Origin of the sequence: Niallia sp. FSL W8-0635 (assembly GCF_038007965.1) — a bacterium.
In the GTDB taxonomy this organism is placed as follows: Bacteria; Bacillota; Bacilli; order Bacillales; family Cytobacillaceae; genus Niallia.
In genome coordinates this window covers 776089-795314 of record NZ_JBBOYD010000001.1, presented here as the reverse complement: position 1 = coordinate 795314, position 19226 = coordinate 776089, and the positions used below count along the sequence as shown (strand labels likewise).

At 36.8% G+C, this 19226-nt stretch carries 13 protein-coding genes and 1 pseudogene; 1 reads left to right on the top strand and 13 read right to left on the bottom strand.

Going from position 1 to position 19226, the window contains the following annotated elements; translation table 11 throughout:
* Positions 1–178: 178 nt before the first annotated feature.
* Positions 179–694 (top strand): DoxX family protein, encoded by a 516-nt coding sequence (locus tag NYE52_RS03890; protein WP_341191865.1) that lies wholly within the window; start codon positions 179–181, stop codon positions 692–694.
* A 75-nt stretch (positions 695–769) separates the two neighbouring features.
* Here the strand turns inward: NYE52_RS03890 and NYE52_RS03885 are convergent, their stop codons facing one another.
* From NYE52_RS03885 to NYE52_RS03825, 13 genes and pseudogenes are all read right to left on the bottom strand, one after another.
* Positions 770–1999, bottom strand: a complete 1230-nt coding sequence (locus NYE52_RS03885) for an L-lactate MFS transporter (RefSeq protein ID WP_341191864.1) — start codon at positions 1997–1999, stop codon at positions 770–772.
* Between the two features lie 150 nt (positions 2000–2149).
* Complete coding sequence (locus tag NYE52_RS03880) at positions 2150–2878, bottom strand: LytR/AlgR family response regulator transcription factor (RefSeq protein ID WP_341191863.1); 729 nt, start codon at positions 2876–2878, stop codon at positions 2150–2152.
* The gene (locus NYE52_RS03875) at positions 2875–4542 is read right to left on the bottom strand and encodes a sensor histidine kinase (protein ID WP_341191862.1); all 1668 of its coding nucleotides are present in this window, start codon (positions 4540–4542) and stop codon (positions 2875–2877) included. Before NYE52_RS03875 ends, NYE52_RS03880 begins: the two co-directional genes overlap by 4 nt.
* Before the next feature lie 110 nt (positions 4543–4652).
* Complete coding sequence (locus tag NYE52_RS03870; protein WP_341191861.1) at positions 4653–5927, bottom strand: hypothetical protein; 1275 nt, start codon at positions 5925–5927, stop codon at positions 4653–4655.
* Between the two features lie 769 nt (positions 5928–6696).
* A complete protein-coding gene (gene sspO, locus NYE52_RS03865; protein ID WP_235250719.1) occupies positions 6697–6834 on the bottom strand; it encodes a small acid-soluble spore protein O in 138 nt (45 codons plus the stop codon).
* Positions 6835–6959: 125 nt separating this feature from the next.
* Positions 6960–8177, bottom strand: coding sequence for an MFS transporter (locus NYE52_RS03860; RefSeq protein ID WP_341191860.1), 1218 nt, complete (start codon positions 8175–8177; stop codon positions 6960–6962).
* Positions 8178–8528: 351 nt separating this feature from the next.
* A complete protein-coding gene (locus NYE52_RS03855; protein WP_341191859.1) occupies positions 8529–10361 on the bottom strand; it encodes a methyl-accepting chemotaxis protein in 1833 nt (610 codons plus the stop codon).
* A 429-nt stretch (positions 10362–10790) separates the two neighbouring features.
* On the bottom strand, positions 10791–11288 hold the full coding sequence (locus NYE52_RS03850; protein ID WP_341191858.1) for a GNAT family N-acetyltransferase: 498 nt from the start codon (positions 11286–11288) through the stop codon (positions 10791–10793).
* On the bottom strand, positions 11260–13344 hold the full coding sequence (locus NYE52_RS03845; RefSeq protein WP_341191857.1) for an ABC transporter permease subunit: 2085 nt from the start codon (positions 13342–13344) through the stop codon (positions 11260–11262). The genes NYE52_RS03850 and NYE52_RS03845 overlap by 29 nt, the downstream gene beginning before the upstream one ends.
* Before the next feature lie 336 nt (positions 13345–13680).
* Positions 13681–14103 (bottom strand): GNAT family N-acetyltransferase, encoded by a 423-nt coding sequence (locus NYE52_RS03840; protein ID WP_341191856.1) that lies wholly within the window; start codon positions 14101–14103, stop codon positions 13681–13683.
* A pseudogene (locus tag NYE52_RS03835) lies at positions 14103–15199 on the bottom strand (threonine aldolase family protein). Before NYE52_RS03835 ends, NYE52_RS03840 begins: the two are co-directional and overlap by 1 nt.
* Positions 15200–15554: 355 nt before the next feature.
* On the bottom strand, positions 15555–17357 hold the full coding sequence (locus NYE52_RS03830) for an ABC transporter ATP-binding protein (RefSeq protein WP_341191855.1): 1803 nt from the start codon (positions 17355–17357) through the stop codon (positions 15555–15557).
* Entirely contained in the window at positions 17354–19093 is a 1740-nt protein-coding gene (locus tag NYE52_RS03825) for an ABC transporter ATP-binding protein (protein ID WP_341191854.1), read from the bottom strand. Before NYE52_RS03825 ends, NYE52_RS03830 begins: the two co-directional genes overlap by 4 nt.
* Positions 19094–19226 lie beyond the last annotated feature (133 nt).

Below are 19226 nucleotides of genomic sequence, written 5' to 3'. Positions count from 1 at the left end.
GACATAACTTTATGTCCAATTTGTGAATCGCATCACAAATAACTTTCTTACGTTAGAAATAGTGTTATTATATGAGTGTAGTAAGAAACAAACAAGATCTTGTAAAAGTAAATGTGAAACAGTGAACAATATCACCAAATAAATAAACTAATAACTAAATTTAAGGAGATGGAGTAACATGTTAGACTTATTAAGAAATAATAAAGTGGTTGCAGGAATTTTAGCGGTGATTAGAATTTATCTTGGATATCAATTTATCCATGCAGGGTATGAAAAATTAACAAGTGGTGGGTTTGATGCAAGTGGATTTTTACAAGGGGCCATCGCAAGTAGCACAGGCGATCATCCGGCAGTACAAGGCTGGTGGGCAACATTTCTAGAGCATGTAGCACTTCCTAATGCAGATTTATTCAGTTTCATGGTTCAATGGGGAGAAGTACTTGTAGGGATTGCGTTAATCTTAGGTTTATTTACAAGCTTTGCAACATTAATGGGTATGGTAATGAACTTCGCCTTCTTATTCAGTGGAACAGTAAGTACAAATGGACAAATGATTCTATTAGCAATCTTCGTTATCGTAGCAGGTGCAAATGCAGGTAAATTCGGTCTTGACCGATATGCAATGCCATATATCAAAAATCAAATTAATAATAGAAGAAACAATAAACATAAAAAAGAAACAGCAATTGCATAAGTAAGTTAAATAGGAAGAAGCCAGTTACAATCATCGTAGCTGGCTCCTTTTCGTTTCTTTATTCCTTTTTCTTTTTTATCCAAGGCGATTTGCCAATTCAGGCTGACGTTGCTTTTTCTCTTTTGGTTCTTGCTTCATAAATGGTGGCTCGATAATCAATGTAATAACAAATGAAACCACACATAATACTGTAATAACTGTAAAGGTTGCGTGAAATCCTCCTAGTACTGCTGCAATCATAGATCCAGCCAGTGCGCCAAATCCAAAACCTTGATAGATGATTCCATAGTTTTTGCTTTGATTTTTCAGACCAAAGAAATCAGAGACAATAGCAGGATAAACGGTAATAACTCCTCCGAAACAGAAAGCAATTGCTGCTACACAGGCAAAGAATAATGGGAAGTTTAATGGAACTACATTTAAAACAGTAACTGCTACTGCAGTAACTACTAATGTTCCAGAAACTACTTTGATTCGCCCTACTTTATCAGATAATGCACCAAGAATAATACGCCCAATTGTATTGAATATCGCTACTAACGCAACCGCATTGGCTGCTGTCGCAACATCTAAATGTGCTAGGCTTACACCAATATCTTTTACAATTCCGATTAAATACAGCCCACTCATACATGCGGTGAAGAAAATAACAAATAGTAAGTATGCTTGTTTCGTTTTCAGCATTTCCTTCACTGTATAATTCTTTTGACCAGTTGCTAAAGCTGTTGTTGCTTCTACCTCTTGCGCTTCTTTTACGAGGAATGAGCCCCCTACTACCATAGCTAATGCGATAACACCCCAGATTAAAAAGGCTGTTGAAACACCAAATGATTCGATAAAGCTTGCATTTAAATATTTAAAAACTAAGCTACCGGTTCCATACGCTCCTACAGAAATTCCAGATATTAGTCCTTTTTTCTCAGGGAACCATTTAATTAAATTCGTTAACGAAGTAATATAAGCCGTACCGTCTGCGAAACCAACTAATACTCCTGCAACAAGATATAGCATCCATAGGGACGATACTTGAGAGCTTAACATTAATCCTCCACCAAGCAGGATTCCAGCGACAGCAATTAATCGACGCAATCCCCATTTATCTTGAATCTTCCCTGCAAATAGGGTAGAAAATGCTAGCGCAAAGCTTGTAATCGAAAACGTTATTGCGGTTGCACTTAAATCCCATCCATATTTATCAACAAGTGGTTGATTAAATAAGCTCCATGTATAAATGGTACCTAACCCCATTTGAACAATAATTGTACCAATCACTATAAGAAGGCGATTTCCATTGCGTTCTTTCATTCCGATCTCCTCTTTCTACTCGGTTTATAAACAGTATTTTCTACTATAAAAGGTTGTTTATTCTTTCTATTTATAGTTAAATTATACCGCCTGAAAGTATTTTGAAACCGGTATCAGAATGAAATGCCCTATATTCGGAATGAATGGTAATTACAGATGCATAAGTTGTCGAAATACTTTTGCTTTGCTTCTGCTAACTGGTATCTCTGCCTTCATATCCTTTAATCGAACTAAATACGTATGATTAAACCATGGCACAATTTCATGGATTTTCGAAAGATTTACTGTGTAGGAACGATGACAGCGAAAAAAAGTATCCTGTGGCAATTTATCGTGAAAATCAGAAATACTCATCGGCATCATATATTCCTCTGATTTTGTATAAACGACTGTTACTTTTTCACTCGCCTCTGCATAGTAGATATCATTTACATCTGTCACAATAATATTTTCATTTTTACGCAGGTTGATACGGCGATTTACCTCTGTTGTCACCTCTTCTGGTCCTTTACTTTCTCTTTGATAAGCTGATTCTAATTTTGCAAGCATCGCCGCTATTCGCTTTTCTTCGTAAGGCTTCAAAATATAATCAAATGCTTCTAATTCAAAAGCCTGTGCCGCATGCTCCTTATAGGCTGTTGTAAAAATAATATAAGGCTTTTTTGCAAATTTACTAATATTGCTTGCTAAAAACATTCCATCTAAGGAAGGGATATTAATATCCAAGAAGATGGCATCGACTTCTTCTGCTTGTAAAAATTTAAGGACATCTAGACCATCCTCAAATGAGGCAACAATTTCAATACTGCTATGTGTTTGAATTAAATATTCTAGTTCCTCTTTTGCTGGAATTTCATCCTCAACAATGATTGCTTTCATGCTATCTCCTTCGTTATATCAAAATAAACTTCCGTACCTGGCTCTAATCTTCGAATAATCAAGCCTGTTCCATACATTAATTTTACTCGTTGATGGACATTCGTTAAACCGATTTGTTTGGATGATACCTCTTCTTTTGCGAGGCGATCAATCACTGCCTGGTCTATCCCTTCTCCTGTATCTCGTACACTGACGCGGACCTTTCCCCCTAAATCTTTGACTGCTATTGTGACAATTCCAGGTCCTTTTCGTTTTAAAATTCCATGAATAACAGCATTTTCCACTAATGGCTGGATTAGCAGACTAGGAAGCTTAATATGTGTATCATCTATTTCATAGTTCACTTGTAGTCGATTGCCAAAGCGGGCTTTTTCAATTTGGATATAGTCTCTTACTTGCTGAAGGGCAAGCTGAATATCAATAAGCTCTTCTCCTACCTCTAGGTTGTAACGCATATAACCGGATAAATTAATAATTAATTCTCGTGCTTTTTCTGGATCCCGACGTGTCGTTGATGCAATCGCGTTAAGGGCATTGAATAAGAAATGTGGATTGATTTTTGTCTGCAAGGCTTTAAGTTCTGCCTTATTTGCCTCTTCCTTCATCTGCTCTACTCGTGAAACCTCCATAAGGGTTGAGATAATTTGTGCTAATCCAATCGCCATTGTTTGGAGCGTATTTGTAATCGTATATGCTTTTCGATAATAGATTTTTAACGTACCGGTTACTACTCCTCTTTCTTCTAAAGGAATAACCAATAAACAATGAATCTGTGGAGTGTGATGATCAGCGATATTATTGCGAATGGTAATCTTTCCACTTCGAATGGTATCTTTCGTTAAATCACTAATAATTTCCTGGCCAATTTTGTACTTTTCTTCACCAAAACCAACGTATGCAAGAACATCCTTTGTGTCCGTTATTGCCACTGCATCTGCCCGAATATCCTCTTTTATAATCGTACAAATTGTACGCAAGGAATTCCCATTGATGGAACGGAAATACGGCAATGTTTTATTGGCAATATTAAGGGCTAGCTGTGCCTGCTGTGCAGCAATTCTTTCTTTTTCCCCTTCCACACTAGCAATCATTAAGACAATTAACCCAATACTAACTTGTCCTAAAATCATCGGCAAGGCAATTTTGGATACAATCTCTACTCCTAAATCAAAGGGGTCTGCCAGGAATAAGATCAGAATCATTGTTAGTATTTCACATAGCATCCCCGCTACAATCCCATATATCCAACGGCTATTCTTTTTTACACGATGATGAATATAGCCTGATACTACACCTGCTAAAATACTGGTAATCAAACAAGGGACAGAGGTTACGCCACCAATATCAATTAAGTAACGGTGTACGCCGGATACAATTCCTGTTACTATCCCAACCCACGGACCAAATAGGATACCACCTGACATAATTGCAATTGTTCGGATATTCACAATCGAACCTTCTACTTGAATCCCTGAATAGGTACCAAATAGAGCGAATGCGCAGAATATCAGTGTGATTAACGTAAGCTCTGTTGGAGAGTGATGATCCTTTTGCAAAGTTTCTTTGAATTTCGGAACTCTAGTCATAAAAAATAAAGTTAAAAGTAAAAGTGCAGCTCGCTCAAATAATTGAATGAGCATTTGTAATTCAAGGGAAGAGTCCATTCTTCTTCCTCCTTCTGTTTAAAATCTTTGGTGTTTGTTCTTTGCGATGCTTATGATTGGAGTCCAAGATATTCTAATTCCATTTATTTTAACAACAACGTATTAACATATTAATTAATAAAAAAGGAATTCTCTAGCTTACTGGTTTCTCCACTTTCCACATCTACAAAGTAATCACAGTCTAGTTTTCCGCATAGTACCCATCTGTTATCTTCTGAATCATACACATAATATGGAGTCAGGGTAAAATATGGTTTCAGTTTTTGATAAGCCTCTTCCTCGGTTACTTTTATCTCCTTCTCTTCATTGATTTTTGCGTCGAGAATTTCATCCCAAAGTTCCTTTCTATCCATATAATTCACTATCTTTCCGTCTTTATCATGAAAAATAAGGATTCTTCCTGCAAACAGACTTTTAGGGATACTCTCTTCAAGATGTGCAATCAACTTAAAATTTTCTCTATATAAATATTTAAGCATCCATTTACCCGAATCATTCGGATACTTCATTCGCAAAAAATCTGTTACTTCTTGGATACATTTTTCTGCATCTTCATCCATGATTGGCAAGGAATCTGGATGCGTCCCTTTTAAATAAGCATCTCCCACACTCACTTCATCATCCCAATGCAAGAACTTTCTTTCAAAGCTATCCTTCATTGGTTCCTGCCAGTCAATTTCTTTATTGATGTTCTTTCGAAAACCAACCTGCTCCTGTATAAATAGGATGCTTCCTTTGCGATCATTTCTTATGTACGTTTCTTCCACTCCATATACCATTATCATACCATCATCTTCAGGAAATTTAGCTAAAACAACCTGTTCTCTCGCTATATCTTCTATATCAGCTAGCAATAAAGTATATTCTTCTTCCAACTCTCTCTTATACGTCGTCACACTTACGTTTTTCGCATAAAAAGTTAACTCTCCATTTTCATTAAACCCTACATTTATCGAACAGGATGGGGATAACGGAACACCATTCCACTGTTCCTCAAAATAATACTCCCTTTCGTCTGTTTGCTTGCAAACAAAATCTTTCTCCATATATAACCCCGTGAAAGCAGTGAGCCACTCCTTAACCTCTTTTATATCTTTATTTGCAAAAACAACTCCCTTTTCCGCATAGGTCAGCCCCTGCACAAAAATAACAGATTGGAACTCCTTCGTATGGATGTTTATATCGATAGAAGCAGTCCCTTCAGGATTCTCCTCCTCATCTGTCCAATCGGCATAAATATTAGGGAACCATTCCATATTTAAAATATTTAACGTCTCCCCATCCAACATTAGCCTTCTAAATAAACGATGCCTTCCTAAATAATATTCTGTTAGTCCCCATTGATTTTTTGCAAAGTCTACTAGTTCTTTAATCCGCGCGTCCATTTTTCTTTCCCCTTTAGCATTATTTTATCTCACTACATCATTAATCGCATTACATGCATCATCTGCTAGCATTCCATACTGTCCCTTTTTGGATGCTGCCGCATCTTTTTAAATATTCCAGCCTCCCCCACTCTTTTCTAAAAGAAATTAACCATACTTACCTTCTATTTCCCCCTTATATTTTCCTGCTGTAAGGAGGAATCAATCTCAGCTCTCATTAAAGTAGAAAAAAGTATCCCTGTATGGAAGGAACGGGTTTTCTTCTCGGGGCCAATGAAATCTTAGCAAAAAAAATTCATTTTTTATAATAAATTACAGCGTTTTCATGCTGACTTTAGTGCTCTCGAAAAGTAAACGGAAAAATTCCGCTTATTATCAAAAACACGCATATTTCTATAAAAATAAGAGAGGTTTTTCCGCTTATCGTATCCAAAACTTTGGATTTTGTCTTATTTTAAGCAGTTATGCGGAATATCTCCTCCTATATCTGCTTCTATCCTCCCTTTTTACAGATTAGTCGAAAATTCTCCGCCTATGAATTTTCATACCTATCCGAATATCTATAATGAACAACAACATAGCCTTTGTTAAAAAAGAAACAGATTCATAATTGCAGAAAAATATCGAAAAGTTCATTTCATGCTAAATTGGGAATGAATATCGCTATAAATAGCTTAATATCAACAAAAAAACACCTACTCAAACAATGTGAGTAAGTGTGCGATTTACTTGTTTAGTCCCCTTCAAGAGAACATGCTAGTTTAGATATTTATTGTCTCTTTTTCGTTTTTTTATTATTTAATTTCTCTGCTGCTGTTAATGGTTCATTAGCAAATTCGTGATCATATTGACGAGATGTATCATCTTGTACTGCTTGTTTCGCATTTTTATTTTTATTTTTTGCCATGGTTGTCACCTCCACCCTTTATTCTTTCTTGCTCTAATAGAAATATGTAAGCGGACTGACGAAATTTTTGCGACAAAAAAAGAGACTTCCTATCATGCTAGCACAGCATTTGAAGTCTCTATCTTTTATTTTCCGTGGGTCACGATTTTTACCTTTTGCTTAATGGTCGTTCTAAACACATTTCCTTTTTTATAGGCAATTCCTGTTGCTACCAATAGCAACATACCTGTTACAATAAAAACGGACTGAGCAGGGAAAATGCCTCCAATGAAACCTCCGATCATCGGTCCAAACATTCCGCCGAGCTGCGTTGCTGTTTGGTTTAGACTGAAGGCTCTCCCACGAAAATTTTCTGCCGTCGTTTTTACAACTAACCCATTTAAAGCTGGAAAAACAGCGCAGAAAAAGAGACCAAATATAAAACGAGTAATCGAGAATCCCCAAATATTACTGAAAATAATCTGTGAAAAGGTACCAAGTGCCCCACCTAATAATCCAATAAATAAGATGCGGTTAAAGCCAACCTTGTCTGCCCACTTCCCCCAATATGGTGCCATGATAACACTTGCAATCCCAGGAAGTGAAAAGATAATCCCAGCCAATAAGGAGGCTTTATCCATCGAACCACCAACCTCCAAAATATAGAGTGGAAGAATTGGCTCAATGGTCATAATAGAGCAGGAGGTGACCACCGTTAAAAGGAGTACTAACATAAGTGGCCTATTCGAAAAGGCTATGCGCAAGTCATTTCTAACAGATCCCTTTTCTTTACTTGGCGAGAAGTTATCCTCTTTTACCCAGAAGATAATTAAAAGGGTAGCAATGAAAACAAGAAGACCTGCACTCGCAAAGGAAAGGCGGTTTCCAACTAATTGGGCAATCACTCCTCCAATTAATGGTCCCATTATTCCTCCCGATGCAGAAGCTGTAGAAATCATCGATAAAGCATAGCCTGTTTTATCAGAAGGTGTATTCGTTCCAATTAAGGCAATCGCCCCAGGAATAAAACCAGATAACAATCCTTGCAGTATTCGAAGTACTAATAATTGATAAGGGTTCGTAACAAAAGCTGCTAAAGTATAAACCACAAAAAGCACAAATCCAGCTCGAATAATCATCGGTTTTCTTCCATATTTGTCTGCAAGCCTTCCCCAAAATGGTGAAGCAAAGGCTCCTGCAAAAAACGCTGCACTAAACAATACACCTGACCAAATCTCTGTGTTTTCGTGAACATTTAATTCTAGAAGAAAAATTGGCAAAAAGGGAATTACCATGTTAAATGACGCGGAGGTAAAGAAAACTCCTATCCACAAAACAAGTAAATTCCGCTTCCAAATTTCCATTTAGTATCGCTCTCCTAAGACATCAGCAATCAACTACTAAGCCAATGAGATTTATTTCCTCCATCATAGCATATTACTATTTATTTTTATACCCGAAATTTTCATTTTTCGAAAAAATAAGAAATGCTAAGGGCACCCGTATAGCTGCGTGTGGGGCTGAGCGACTTATCCAGAGATATAGGACCACGGTGAACGTCAGTGAACCGAGGTTGACTTATCATAGGGATAGGGCGGGAAGCTTATCGGCCTCTGGATACCCGGATCTAGACACTGAATTAACTTTAAAAACTTATACTCCTTAACTATGAAAAAAAGTTGAGAAACCTTGTCTCGTTTCTCAACTTTCCATCGTTATTTGATTTTAAATTCCTTCACTAATCCATTTAACTCCACTGCTAAATTGGATAATTCATGTGAACTATCGGCCAGCTCCTGCATCGAACTACTTGTTTGCTGAACGGAAGCAGAAGTTTGTTCGATACCTGCAGCTGCCTCTTCGGAAATTGCTGCAATATCTTCAATCGAGCGATTCATCTCTTTACTTGTTTCTAAAATGGATGCAAGATTTTCTGAAACAACCCCAATGCTATTCGCCATGTCATTTACGGCATCTTTAATGCCATTAAAGGTTGCACCCGTTGTTTTAATCTGTTCTGTACCTTTCATTACTTCTTCATATCCACCTTGTAGGGAATCTGTTACAACACTTGATTCTTTTTGAATACTTCCTACGATATTTGTAATATCTGTGACAGAGAATGCAACTTGTTCGGCAAGCTTTCTTACTTCATCTGCGACTACTGCAAATCCTCTCCCATGCTCTCCAGCTCGTGCTGCTTCAATTGCTGCATTTAAGGCAAGTAAATTTGTTTGATCAGCAATTCCTTTGATAACAGAAACTAATTTCGATATTTCCTGAGACTGTGTATCCAAGCCATGTACTTTTTCTACAGCCTCTTTCATAATTTTATTAATCACATTCATTTGTTCTATAGAAGACTCCATTAATCGACTACCGTCATTCGTCATCCCTAACACTTTATTAGAGGATTGATATATTAACTCCCCTTGCGTATAGGCGTCGCCAATCGTGCCAGAAAAGGATTCCATTGATGCTGCTAAATCACTTGCCGTATTTGCTTGATTCTCTGCTCCGGAAGATAATTCCTGCATGGTTGTTGCTACTTGCTGACTTCCAGCAGTCACTTCATTTGTAGATTGGGATAAATTCTCACTTTGCTTGTTAACGGTAATCGATACTTCTGATATCTTTTGAATAACCATACGGAGATTATTGCTCATTTTATTCATGGACTGAGCTAATTTACCAATCTCATCCTTGCCTTCATAATTAATGTTCTCAGCAGTTAAATCCCCATTGGCAACTGTATCACTAACTTGAACAACTTTCTTTAAATTACGAGTAATGATTCGACTGATAATGATGATTAATACTGTACCGATAATTAGAGCAGTAATCATTGCAATAACTAAGGTTTTTGTCGCGATAGCTGCACTATCAACCGCATCACTTGCTGCTTTTGTACGACTAACTTGTACCAATTCTTGCATTTTACTTAAAGCAGTAATCGTTCTATTACGAAGTGTTGTATTTGTTAAGCTTAAGGAATTAATAGCGGATCTGTCATTTGCTTGTATCGCAGGTATAATTTGATCAATAAATAATTCATTCATTTTCTTATCGCGTTCGACAATTTCATCAAATAAAGCTTGCTCTTCCTCATTTCGAATATCTTTCTTTATCGCTTCTTCATATTCATTAAATTTAGTAATACTCACTTGATAATCATCCACATATGTAGGATTTTGATAGTCGAGATAATTTAAAATGCTAATACTTTTTTCACGAGTAATCGAACCCATTTCTGTAATAATTAGTGCTCTTTCATCTGTTTTATTTAATTGTTCAATATTGCCATTAATATGAACTAAACGTGTCGTTACTAGAATAGTAGTAATGATTAAAAGTGCAAAAACAAGCAGTAACGTAATTCCATATTTCCACCCGATTGATACATTATTTAACTTATGTAACTGACTATTATTTAATTTTAACTTTCCAAAAAATTTAAAATTCCCATTCATTAGCTTACTAGATTGCTTTGGTTTTTTCTCTTTCTTTGGACCAGCTATTTTTATTTTTCTAAACTTTATTTTTGCCATCACAAGTTCTCCCCCTTGATGATTTAAGACCCCCACTACTTAAGATATGTCGTCCTTTCTATCCATTGGAATAAATTTAAGAATATTCCGAAATAGCAATTTTTAGTTTTCCTATTTTTCTCCTCCTTTCTTTTATAACGAATATTCTTTGTTTGTCTTCCTCTATTTTCTAAATCATTCTTTCTTTTAAACTAGTAAAATAGAATTAGATTCACTAAAAAACAAGGTGATTTATTACTTCGTATGTACCATATTAAAGTAATTTACTGAATAATTCAATTTCATTTACAAATAATATATCGGACTTTTTCCTCAATTGTTTATATTTAAATAATTTTTTATTATAATATTCGAATAGTTTATCTAGGAAAAAATAAAAACTGTGGCCAAACTTCTACTAGTAAAAGTTTAACCACAGCCTAAAATCTACTATAAATAGAGAACCATTAATGCTTCATCATAATATTTCCCACTAACTTTTAATGCCTTTCGATCAATGCCATAGGTTTCAAACCCCAAGGATTCATATAACTTTTTGGCTGGTATATTATCAGCAACTACTTCTAAATATAGCTGCTCTATCTCTCGTAACTCCTGTGCTTTATTAATTGCTATTTGTACTAACTGTTTCCCAGCGCCTTTTCCTCTGTTTAAAGGAGTAACATAGGCTGCATATAAATGGCCGCGATGGCTCATTTTTTGTTTCGTATCCTTCATTAAGGTCAAGACACCGATTAGTTGATTTTCAACAAATGCTCCAAATACATATGAAGATGAATCAGCTAACCTATTCTCTGTTCGACTAATCGGATAGTCTTTTTCTTCCTCATAGCTAGACCCAAATGCTTCTGGATTTGTTTTCAGCGCTTCTAATCTTAGTGCAAAATATGCTTCGGCATCATGGCGGTGTAATTGCCTGATTTCCATTCGAATCTCTCCCTATCTGTGTAAAACTTTCTTTTGTTATGGATGGGGCTACTTCCTTTTTTTCTAGTTTTTGTTTTTTCTTATACATATTTGGATTTGGATGCTTAAAAATTACTCCTACTTTTACTTGTTGCACCTCTTTTACACCTTGTACAATCAGTTGCATCGCAAAAATTGCAAGAATAAATGGAACGAGTAAATACAAATACCAGTATCTTCCGGATCCGAGAGCTAGTCTGCCAACTTGTCCTATTAACCCAGACCATTCATAGGTAATCGATCGAGGAGGATCTGCAAACATAGCATCCATTGATAATTTTGTTCCACCAAAGAAGTAATCAAACATACCTAAGTGCATAAAGATTAACAAAACATGGATAAATTGCTGTCCAAATAGAATGGTAAGTCTTGGTCCTAAATGTGGAAGAATATGCCGAGTAAAGATTTGAAATTTCCCACCGCCCATCACCTTAGCACTTGCAATAAATTCATAATCTAGCACGCGATTAATCTCTTTTCCTAATAATACGGTCGTTAATGGTACAACTAGTAAAGTTAAAATCATCGTTTCTAAAAAGACCCTTTCCCAAAAGGAATAGCTGAATCCGTCAAAGCCAGGTAACAGGATCGGTCTTAGCAAAATATAGGCAATCAAGCTTAATGGCATAAAATGAATCGAATCTACAGTCTTTGCCAACCATTGCTGCACTTTAGGTTTGACATGAAAAGAATAAACAACCGCAAACAGTAATCCACCAATTACTCGTAAAAATGCAATAAGCAGGGCAAAAAGCAAGGTATATTTTGCCCCAATAACAATTTGATCAAAAAGGCTATACCCCATTTTGTCAGACCCAAAGAAAAAAGGTTCTGTTGGCGCAAAAGGCGGAGCAGCAATTAGGGTCGCTCCATCTTCAGCATATAATAAATTCATTTGATCAACATGATTATTAGTTGTAACAGAGTAAAGAATGCTATACCCAATTACCACGATAAAAAACAAGCTCCCAACAGCAAATTTCCAGTTTTTCATATGGCTGCCTAACATCTTTCCTACCCACATAACTGGACGAATTAAGGAAAATCTTCGCCAGCTAAATTGTTGGAATCCATCCTTTATATTAAGAAGAAATACCTTAAAGGAGGAGGCAAAGTGTGTGAAGGTTAGCTTCTCTTTCCTCGATTCTTTTTTCAAATCACGTGCTGGTTCTTTCTCCTCTTTCAACACGATATCAACTAGTTGAAAAATAATAAAAAATGGCGTAAATATAAGCAGCAAGGACACAGCAATTGTCATTGGCGTAAAGCTTTCTACGAGAAAATAAGTAAATCCATGTACATTAAAGAGCCGTTCGATAATAAATTGACTAGATAGCAAGCCCCATATAATTATTTTTAAATGATGGAACGAGACTGGAATAATATTTCGAAGTATGTGCTTCAGCAAAATCGGAAAGTTATGAATCCCTTTACTTCTTGCAAAGGTTACATACATCTTCAAAAATTCTTCTTCCATCATCAGGATAAGAATTTTAAATAATGAAACAGCAGGAAGAATAGCAAGGGTAATAATCGGGCCTAAATATGCCTTATCTGAATAACTGGCCACTTCAAATATTTCTACACCAGTATGTACAAAAATAAAGATGACTAGCGCTTGTAGAAGTGTTGCAATAATAATGTCTGGAATCGATTCAATTAAGTCTAGGATTCTCTTTATTGGTTGCAACAGAAATTTCGGTAGAAAAAAAGATACGAGTGATAAAATAAAAGCAACAGCGCATCCTAGCAATAAAGCCCCAAACAGAATTTCCATCGAATAAACAAAAGCCGGCCAGAGCACATCCAATATCGGCTTTTCATCTACACCGTTTAAGGAATATACCCATCCATCTTTCTGAAAAAATTCCTGTGATAAAAAAGACAGAAGGGTTGAAAAATATCCCTCTCCCTCTGGAAAATCTCTCATTTGAAAGTATTTTGGAAAAACACTTAAAGCAAGTATTGCAATCGTGCCAAGTAAATAATAGATGATTAATTTCGCAAATTTTCTCATAGATCTCCTTTCTTTTCCCGTTACCACCAACTAAAAATTCTTACTATTCAAATTATATGGATATATCGATTGCTAATCAACCCTATTTTTTCCAGAAAAGGATCTATTGAAAGGAAAATAAGGCTTTCTTAATCTAATAGTAGGGAATTTTTTTCTTTATCAGCCAAATCAAGGCAGATATCAGCCAAAATTTCGATTTATCAGCCAATCCAACACAGATATCAGCCAAAATTTCGATTTATCAGCCAATCCAACACAGATATCAGCCAAAATTTCGATTTATCAGCCAATCCTCTTCTTCCCTTCTCTCCACCCATCAAAGTTTTCATTCTATTTCTATTCCACTAATTTTTTCTTCAAAAAGTATTGTTTAACCCTTTCTGGAAAATGATCTAGAGTCCCAAATACTTCGTAGCCATGCTTTTCGTAAAAGGCTGGTGCTTGAAAGCTAAAGGTATCTAAATAGATAAATGTGCATGCATTTTCTTTTGCAGCTTGTTCTATCTTCGCTAAGAGCTTGCTGCCGTATCCTGCTTTTCTTACACTTTCGTCCACCCATAAGAAATCAACATGCATATGATGCCAAAACATATGACCAGTTACGCCAGCCATAATTGTGCCATTATCATCTTTTACAACAAAACTAATATTTTCATAGGGACTTTTTAATTTATCTGGCAACTGCTCCATATTATAAGCGACCAGCTTTTTTCGAATATAATCACTATCCTCTTGAACCCATTGCTGGATAATTTCCATTATTCCCCGCTCCTTCTTTCCCTTATTTTTTCTGCAAGTAAACCAAACATTTTTCGAACCACTTCTACCGGAATTTCTTGATAGGCATCACCTAAGCTAGTTTCAAAAGAACAAGTATTTTCATCGATTTCTTTTACATAGCCACTTATTCCAATTCCCATTCCTTCTTGAATATCTGTTAAAACAGCCTCTACCTCTTCTTTTTCCAAATCAAAATGAACATGGAACATATTAGAAACTGGCACAATTGGAAGTGTTCGAATCCCTTCACATCCATTAAAAAACGCCGCTAGCTCTTTGGCAGATTCATAGTATTCAGCCATTTTATGAGCTCGTTTCTCGTAATAATAATCGGCAGATAAAATATATGGATATAAACTGATTAAATCACCGCCATATCTTCGTTTCCAAACCTTTGCTTGGCTTGTAAATTCCTCACTCCCAGCTAAGATTGCCCCGGCAACTCCGCCGATTCCTTTATAAAAAGACATATAAACACTATCAAATAGTGCACATACTTCGGCTGCTGTTTTTTGATAATAAGGTAGTACTTCCAATAATCTAGCCCCATCGAGATGGAGCTTAATTCCATGCTCTTTACAATAACGAGAAATTTCCTCTAATGTCTCAAAGCTTGGTAATTGGCCACCAATTTCACGCTGCGGCAATTCTAACAGCACGCAGGCAATCCCGTTCTCCATTTGCCTAATATCCTCTAATTCTATTACTCTCGTTTCATCAGCCAACAAGATGGTTTCTATTTTATGAAGCTTCTTTAATCCATCTTGTTCATGAATTTCTAAATGACTTAATGGATGATAGGCAACCTTCCCTAAATCCTTTACGTCACACCATATCCGGAGCGCGATTTGCTGTGCCATCGTTCCACTTGGAAAAAAGCTGCTGCTTCCTTTCCGAAAAGATTGGCCATTTTTTGCTGAAAGTCTTCTATTATTTGTCCTTGTCCATACATATCACTTTCTACATTTCCGTCTACTTCCTGCAAGGCTTCTTTTAATACTTGTACATTTCTTTTGCCATGATTGCCTAATTTATAGGCGGTTTTGTTATAGGATTCTCTTAATGTATTTTTCATGGTATTCCCCCTACTCTCTCAGAATATTTTGACGATATGATAACTATAGCACTTTTTACTTTCTTGAAAAATAGAAAGCGGGCGCTGTCGGGAAGAGTCTGTTACCTTTTGCCTAGCTCTGATGCCAACTCGGGTTTAGAGCGGCCTTCTCTGTTACCTTTTGCCTTCCTCTTTTGACAAAACGGGCTCAGAGCGGCCTTCTCTATTACCTTTTTCCTTCCTCTTTTGATAAAACGGGCACTGAGAAACCCTCTTTTTTCGTTCTTAAAACATCTCTAACTTGCTTTCTCCAAAAAATCAAAACATACGAAAAGAAACAGTAATCCCAAAATGTAATTACTGTTCTTCGCCTTATTTAAATAAGCTGTGCATCTTTCTGATTAACAGTCGCCTCTCCAATATCTGCTTCCCGTTTGAATAATCGCGAATATACGCCGTTATTATTTTTTAACAGCTCGTTATGTGTACCTTCTTCGACTATTACGCCTCTATCTAATACGATAATCCGATCAGCGGATAGTACTGTTGATAGTCGGTGGGAAATAATGAAAATCGTTTGTTTCTTTGTTGTTTTTAAAACTGCTTCATTAATTTTTGCCTCTGTAATAGGATCTAGCGCTGAGCTTGCTTCATCCAATACTAGGATTGGCGCGTCTTTCAAAATTGCTCGTGCTAAAGATAGACGCTGTTTCTGCCCACCAGATAGTAAGCTTCCTCTTTCTCCGACCTTTGTGTTCAGTCCATCTGGAAGGGTATCGAGTAATTCACCTAAACCGCTCGCACGAAGAACGTCATACAATTCTCTCTCTGTAGCATCTGATTTTCCAATTCGTAAATTATCTGCCAACGTGCCACTTCGCATTTGTACATCCTGTGTAACAATTGCCATTTGCGAGCGCAGCCAGTCTGTATCCCATTCTCGAATCTCTCGACCATCTACTTCAATGGAACCCTTTGTTGTGTCATATAATCGAAAGAGCAGATCAATAATGGTAGATTTTCCAGAACCACTCGGACCAACTAAGGCTATTTTTTCTCCTGCCTTTATATCAAAAGAAACTCCCTTTAATACACTCTCTTCTTTATCTGGATAAACGAAAGACACGTCTTTCAAGCGCACATCGCCACTTGCTCTTTCTCCCCTAACCCCATGCTTCGTTTCTGCTTCTGATACAGGTTGAGAAAGCAAGATATCCGAACGATCCAAAGCAGGCCCTGTTCGTCTGACTGAAAGCCAATTGCGAAGGAGACGCTGCATTTCATTTGCCGCAATCGTTACTAATCCACCTGCTGTTAACATTTGACCACTAGTTAAATCAGCATTCCAGATAAGGAGAGTACTGATAAAATAAACAAGTCCTAATGCAAATCCATTATAGCTTGCAATCACAACTACCGATTGCATTCTTGCCTTTAATTCTCGTAAAGAATGTTTTACAAAAGAATCTCTGATGGAAACAACACTTTCTACTTCACTGTCGGAAACTCCCATTACACGTGATAGATGAATACCTGTTACAGATTCTCTTAATCTCTCTAAATATCTGGAAGCTTCTGCCCTAGCGTCCGCTGATGCAGCTCGTGTTCTAGCCCCTACATAGTTGGATGCCCAGTAAAATAGAATTCCAAGAACAACACTTGTAATCATTAAATAAGGATGGATGAACAGCAATACAATACTATAAATCACTACCCCTTGTGCACTTGCCATAAAGGTTGACCCTTCCCATGCTAAAAAATTATGAAGGGTATCTGGATCATCAGAAGTTCGTGCTAATAATTCTCCTGATGAATTATTTTGATAAAACGAAAAAGGCAGCACTTGCAAATGCCCAAATAATCGTAGCTTTTGTCTATTTGTCACAGACTTCGCAGTAATATGGCAAAAATACTCATCAATAATCATCATCCCTAAATCTAATACAGCAGATAATACCAAAAGCCACATTAATCCCCATAGCCAGGTGTTATTCTCACTTGGAAGAATCGTATCGATCAGCCAGCTCAGTGCTAAAGTCGGTATTAATGCTGAAAAAACCTGGCTAATAGCAATAACAATCGAATCCCCAATGACCCATTTTTTATAAGGCATTAAAAATTGAATAACGCGTTTGCCATCGCCGATTTTCTTTTGTTTGGAGATATTCTGCTTACTCATCCAATCATCTCCTTCTCTAGCTCGCTATATTGTGCTCGATATAATTGATAATACTGCCCTTTTAAGGCAAGCAACTCATCATGTGTGCCTTGTTCGGCAACTATTCCCTGATCAAGCATCAGAATCGTATCTGCCTTTCTGACTGTAATCAATCGATGGGCAATGGTAATTGTCGTTCTTCCTGGAATTAATTGCTCTAATGAGTCTTGAACCTTTTCTTCCGTTTCTCCATCTAAGGAAGATGTAGCTTCGTCAAAAATTAACACTGGTGGCTGACGCAAAATGGCTCTCGCAAGGGCAACCCTTTGTCTTTGTCCCCCAGAAAGCTTCAAGCCACGTTCCCCCACAACCGTTTCATACTTATCCTCCAAGGACTCGATTAGCTCCTTTAAACCTGCTGCTTCAACAGCCTGCTCCAGCTCTTCCATCGTTGCATCAGGCTTTCCATAAAGAAGATTATTGCGAAGCGTACTATTTAATAGGAAGGTTTCCTGTGAGACTACTCCAACCTGCCTGCGAAAACTATTGCGGTTATAGGCAAATAAATTTTTTCCATCAATAGTCACTGAGCCTTTCTCTGGTTCATATAGCCCTAGTAAAATTTGAATAAGCGTACTTTTTCCACCACCACTCGTGCCAACGATGCCAATATGCTTTCCGGTTTCTACTGAAACAGATACACCTTTTAAAACTTGCTTATCACTTCCTGGATAGGAAAACCAAATATTATCTAAAGCTAAACCCCCTTGAACTGCACCAAAATTCGGAAGATTTTGTTCATGCTCTTCCGGCAGATCAAAGTATTCGTATATTCTTTGCAATGCTGGAATTGCCTGTTGAATCGTTAAGGCATTTTCCGCTAAGGAACGAACAGGCTGGAACATGATTGGAATAAAGTTTAAACAAGAAACGAGCGTACCTACAGTAATATTCCCTTGCCAAATGGCTAATCCACCAATCAGCATCACAACACCAGGAGTAGCAATATTAAATAAGTTCCCTAGACGCCAATTGACTTTCCCAATTAATGCCGCTCGAATAGAGTAATTTTTCCAATTGCTCAGTTTCTTTTCCTGTGTAGCAATTTCCTCTTTTTGTGTTTGATAGGTTCTTACTAAACGAACACTCTCGATACTTTCCTGCAAATGCTGATACATGTCAGCACTCATATCTCTTTGTACCGCACTCATTTTCCGCATCGTTTTCCCTAACTTAAAGGATGGAAGAATATAAATGGCAAATACAATGAACATCACAATCGCAGCTGGCCAGTATATCGCAAATACCGTGATAAATGCTGCTATTGCACTAATTACTTGTTGCAAAATTCTTGGTACAACCGTATTATTCAAGTTTTGTATCGATTCTACATCATGTGTTAGTCGATAAAGCATATCCCCACGAGGTGTCTTTGAGAAAAAGGACATCGGCGTTCTGTGAAGTCTTTTAAACGCGCGAATTTGCATATCTGTAATCACATCAAATCCAATTTTCACCTGAACAAATTCTTGTAAAGATTCAAATAACGCCTTTCCTAAAAATGCTGATAATATTCCGAATACAATCCATAAAATAAATGCTATTGCTTTGTCCCCGATTACTTCATCCACCAATTTCCCTACCAGAATTGGAGGTAAAATCGTAAAGGCACCACCAATTAATGAGAAAAATAAAGCAATCAATAACTTACGCCAATATGGTTTAAAATGCTGTAAAGTAGTTCTTAATAAGTTCATTCTTTCTCCTCCCCACAAAGAGTTATTGTATTACAAATAATGAAAATATTCACTATGATTTACAAAAAAATTTCGGATTATGAAATTTTTTTCGAGCAATGAAAAAGAGTTGTCTTAAAAGGTGCTCAAAAAA

What these genes read in the sequence shown, in the direction of transcription:
- NYE52_RS03890 (WP_341191865.1), top strand. Translation starts at nt 179, where the DNA reads ATGTTAGACTTATTAAGAAATAATAAAGTGGTTGCAGGAATTTTAGCG.
- NYE52_RS03885 (WP_341191864.1), bottom strand. Translation starts at nt 1,999, where the DNA reads ATGAAAGAACGCAATGGAAATCGCCTTCTTATAGTGATTGGTACAATT.
- NYE52_RS03880 (WP_341191863.1), bottom strand. Translation starts at nt 2,878, where the DNA reads ATGAAAGCAATCATTGTTGAGGATGAAATTCCAGCAAAAGAGGAACTA.
- NYE52_RS03875 (WP_341191862.1), bottom strand. Translation starts at nt 4,542, where the DNA reads ATGGACTCTTCCCTTGAATTACAAATGCTCATTCAATTATTTGAGCGA.
- NYE52_RS03870 (WP_341191861.1), bottom strand. Translation starts at nt 5,927, where the DNA reads ATGGACGCGCGGATTAAAGAACTAGTAGACTTTGCAAAAAATCAATGG.
- sspO (WP_235250719.1), bottom strand. Translation starts at nt 6,834, where the DNA reads ATGGCAAAAAATAAAAATAAAAATGCGAAACAAGCAGTACAAGATGAT.
- NYE52_RS03860 (WP_341191860.1), bottom strand. Translation starts at nt 8,177, where the DNA reads ATGGAAATTTGGAAGCGGAATTTACTTGTTTTGTGGATAGGAGTTTTC.
- NYE52_RS03855 (WP_341191859.1), bottom strand. Translation starts at nt 10,361, where the DNA reads ATGGCAAAAATAAAGTTTAGAAAAATAAAAATAGCTGGTCCAAAGAAA.
- NYE52_RS03850 (WP_341191858.1), bottom strand. Translation starts at nt 11,288, where the DNA reads ATGGAAATCAGGCAATTACACCGCCATGATGCCGAAGCATATTTTGCA.
- NYE52_RS03845 (WP_341191857.1), bottom strand. Translation starts at nt 13,344, where the DNA reads ATGAGAAAATTTGCGAAATTAATCATCTATTATTTACTTGGCACGATT.
- NYE52_RS03840 (WP_341191856.1), bottom strand. Translation starts at nt 14,103, where the DNA reads ATGGAAATTATCCAGCAATGGGTTCAAGAGGATAGTGATTATATTCGA.
- NYE52_RS03830 (WP_341191855.1), bottom strand. Translation starts at nt 17,357, where the DNA reads ATGAGTAAGCAGAATATCTCCAAACAAAAGAAAATCGGCGATGGCAAA.
- NYE52_RS03825 (WP_341191854.1), bottom strand. Translation starts at nt 19,093, where the DNA reads ATGAACTTATTAAGAACTACTTTACAGCATTTTAAACCATATTGGCGT.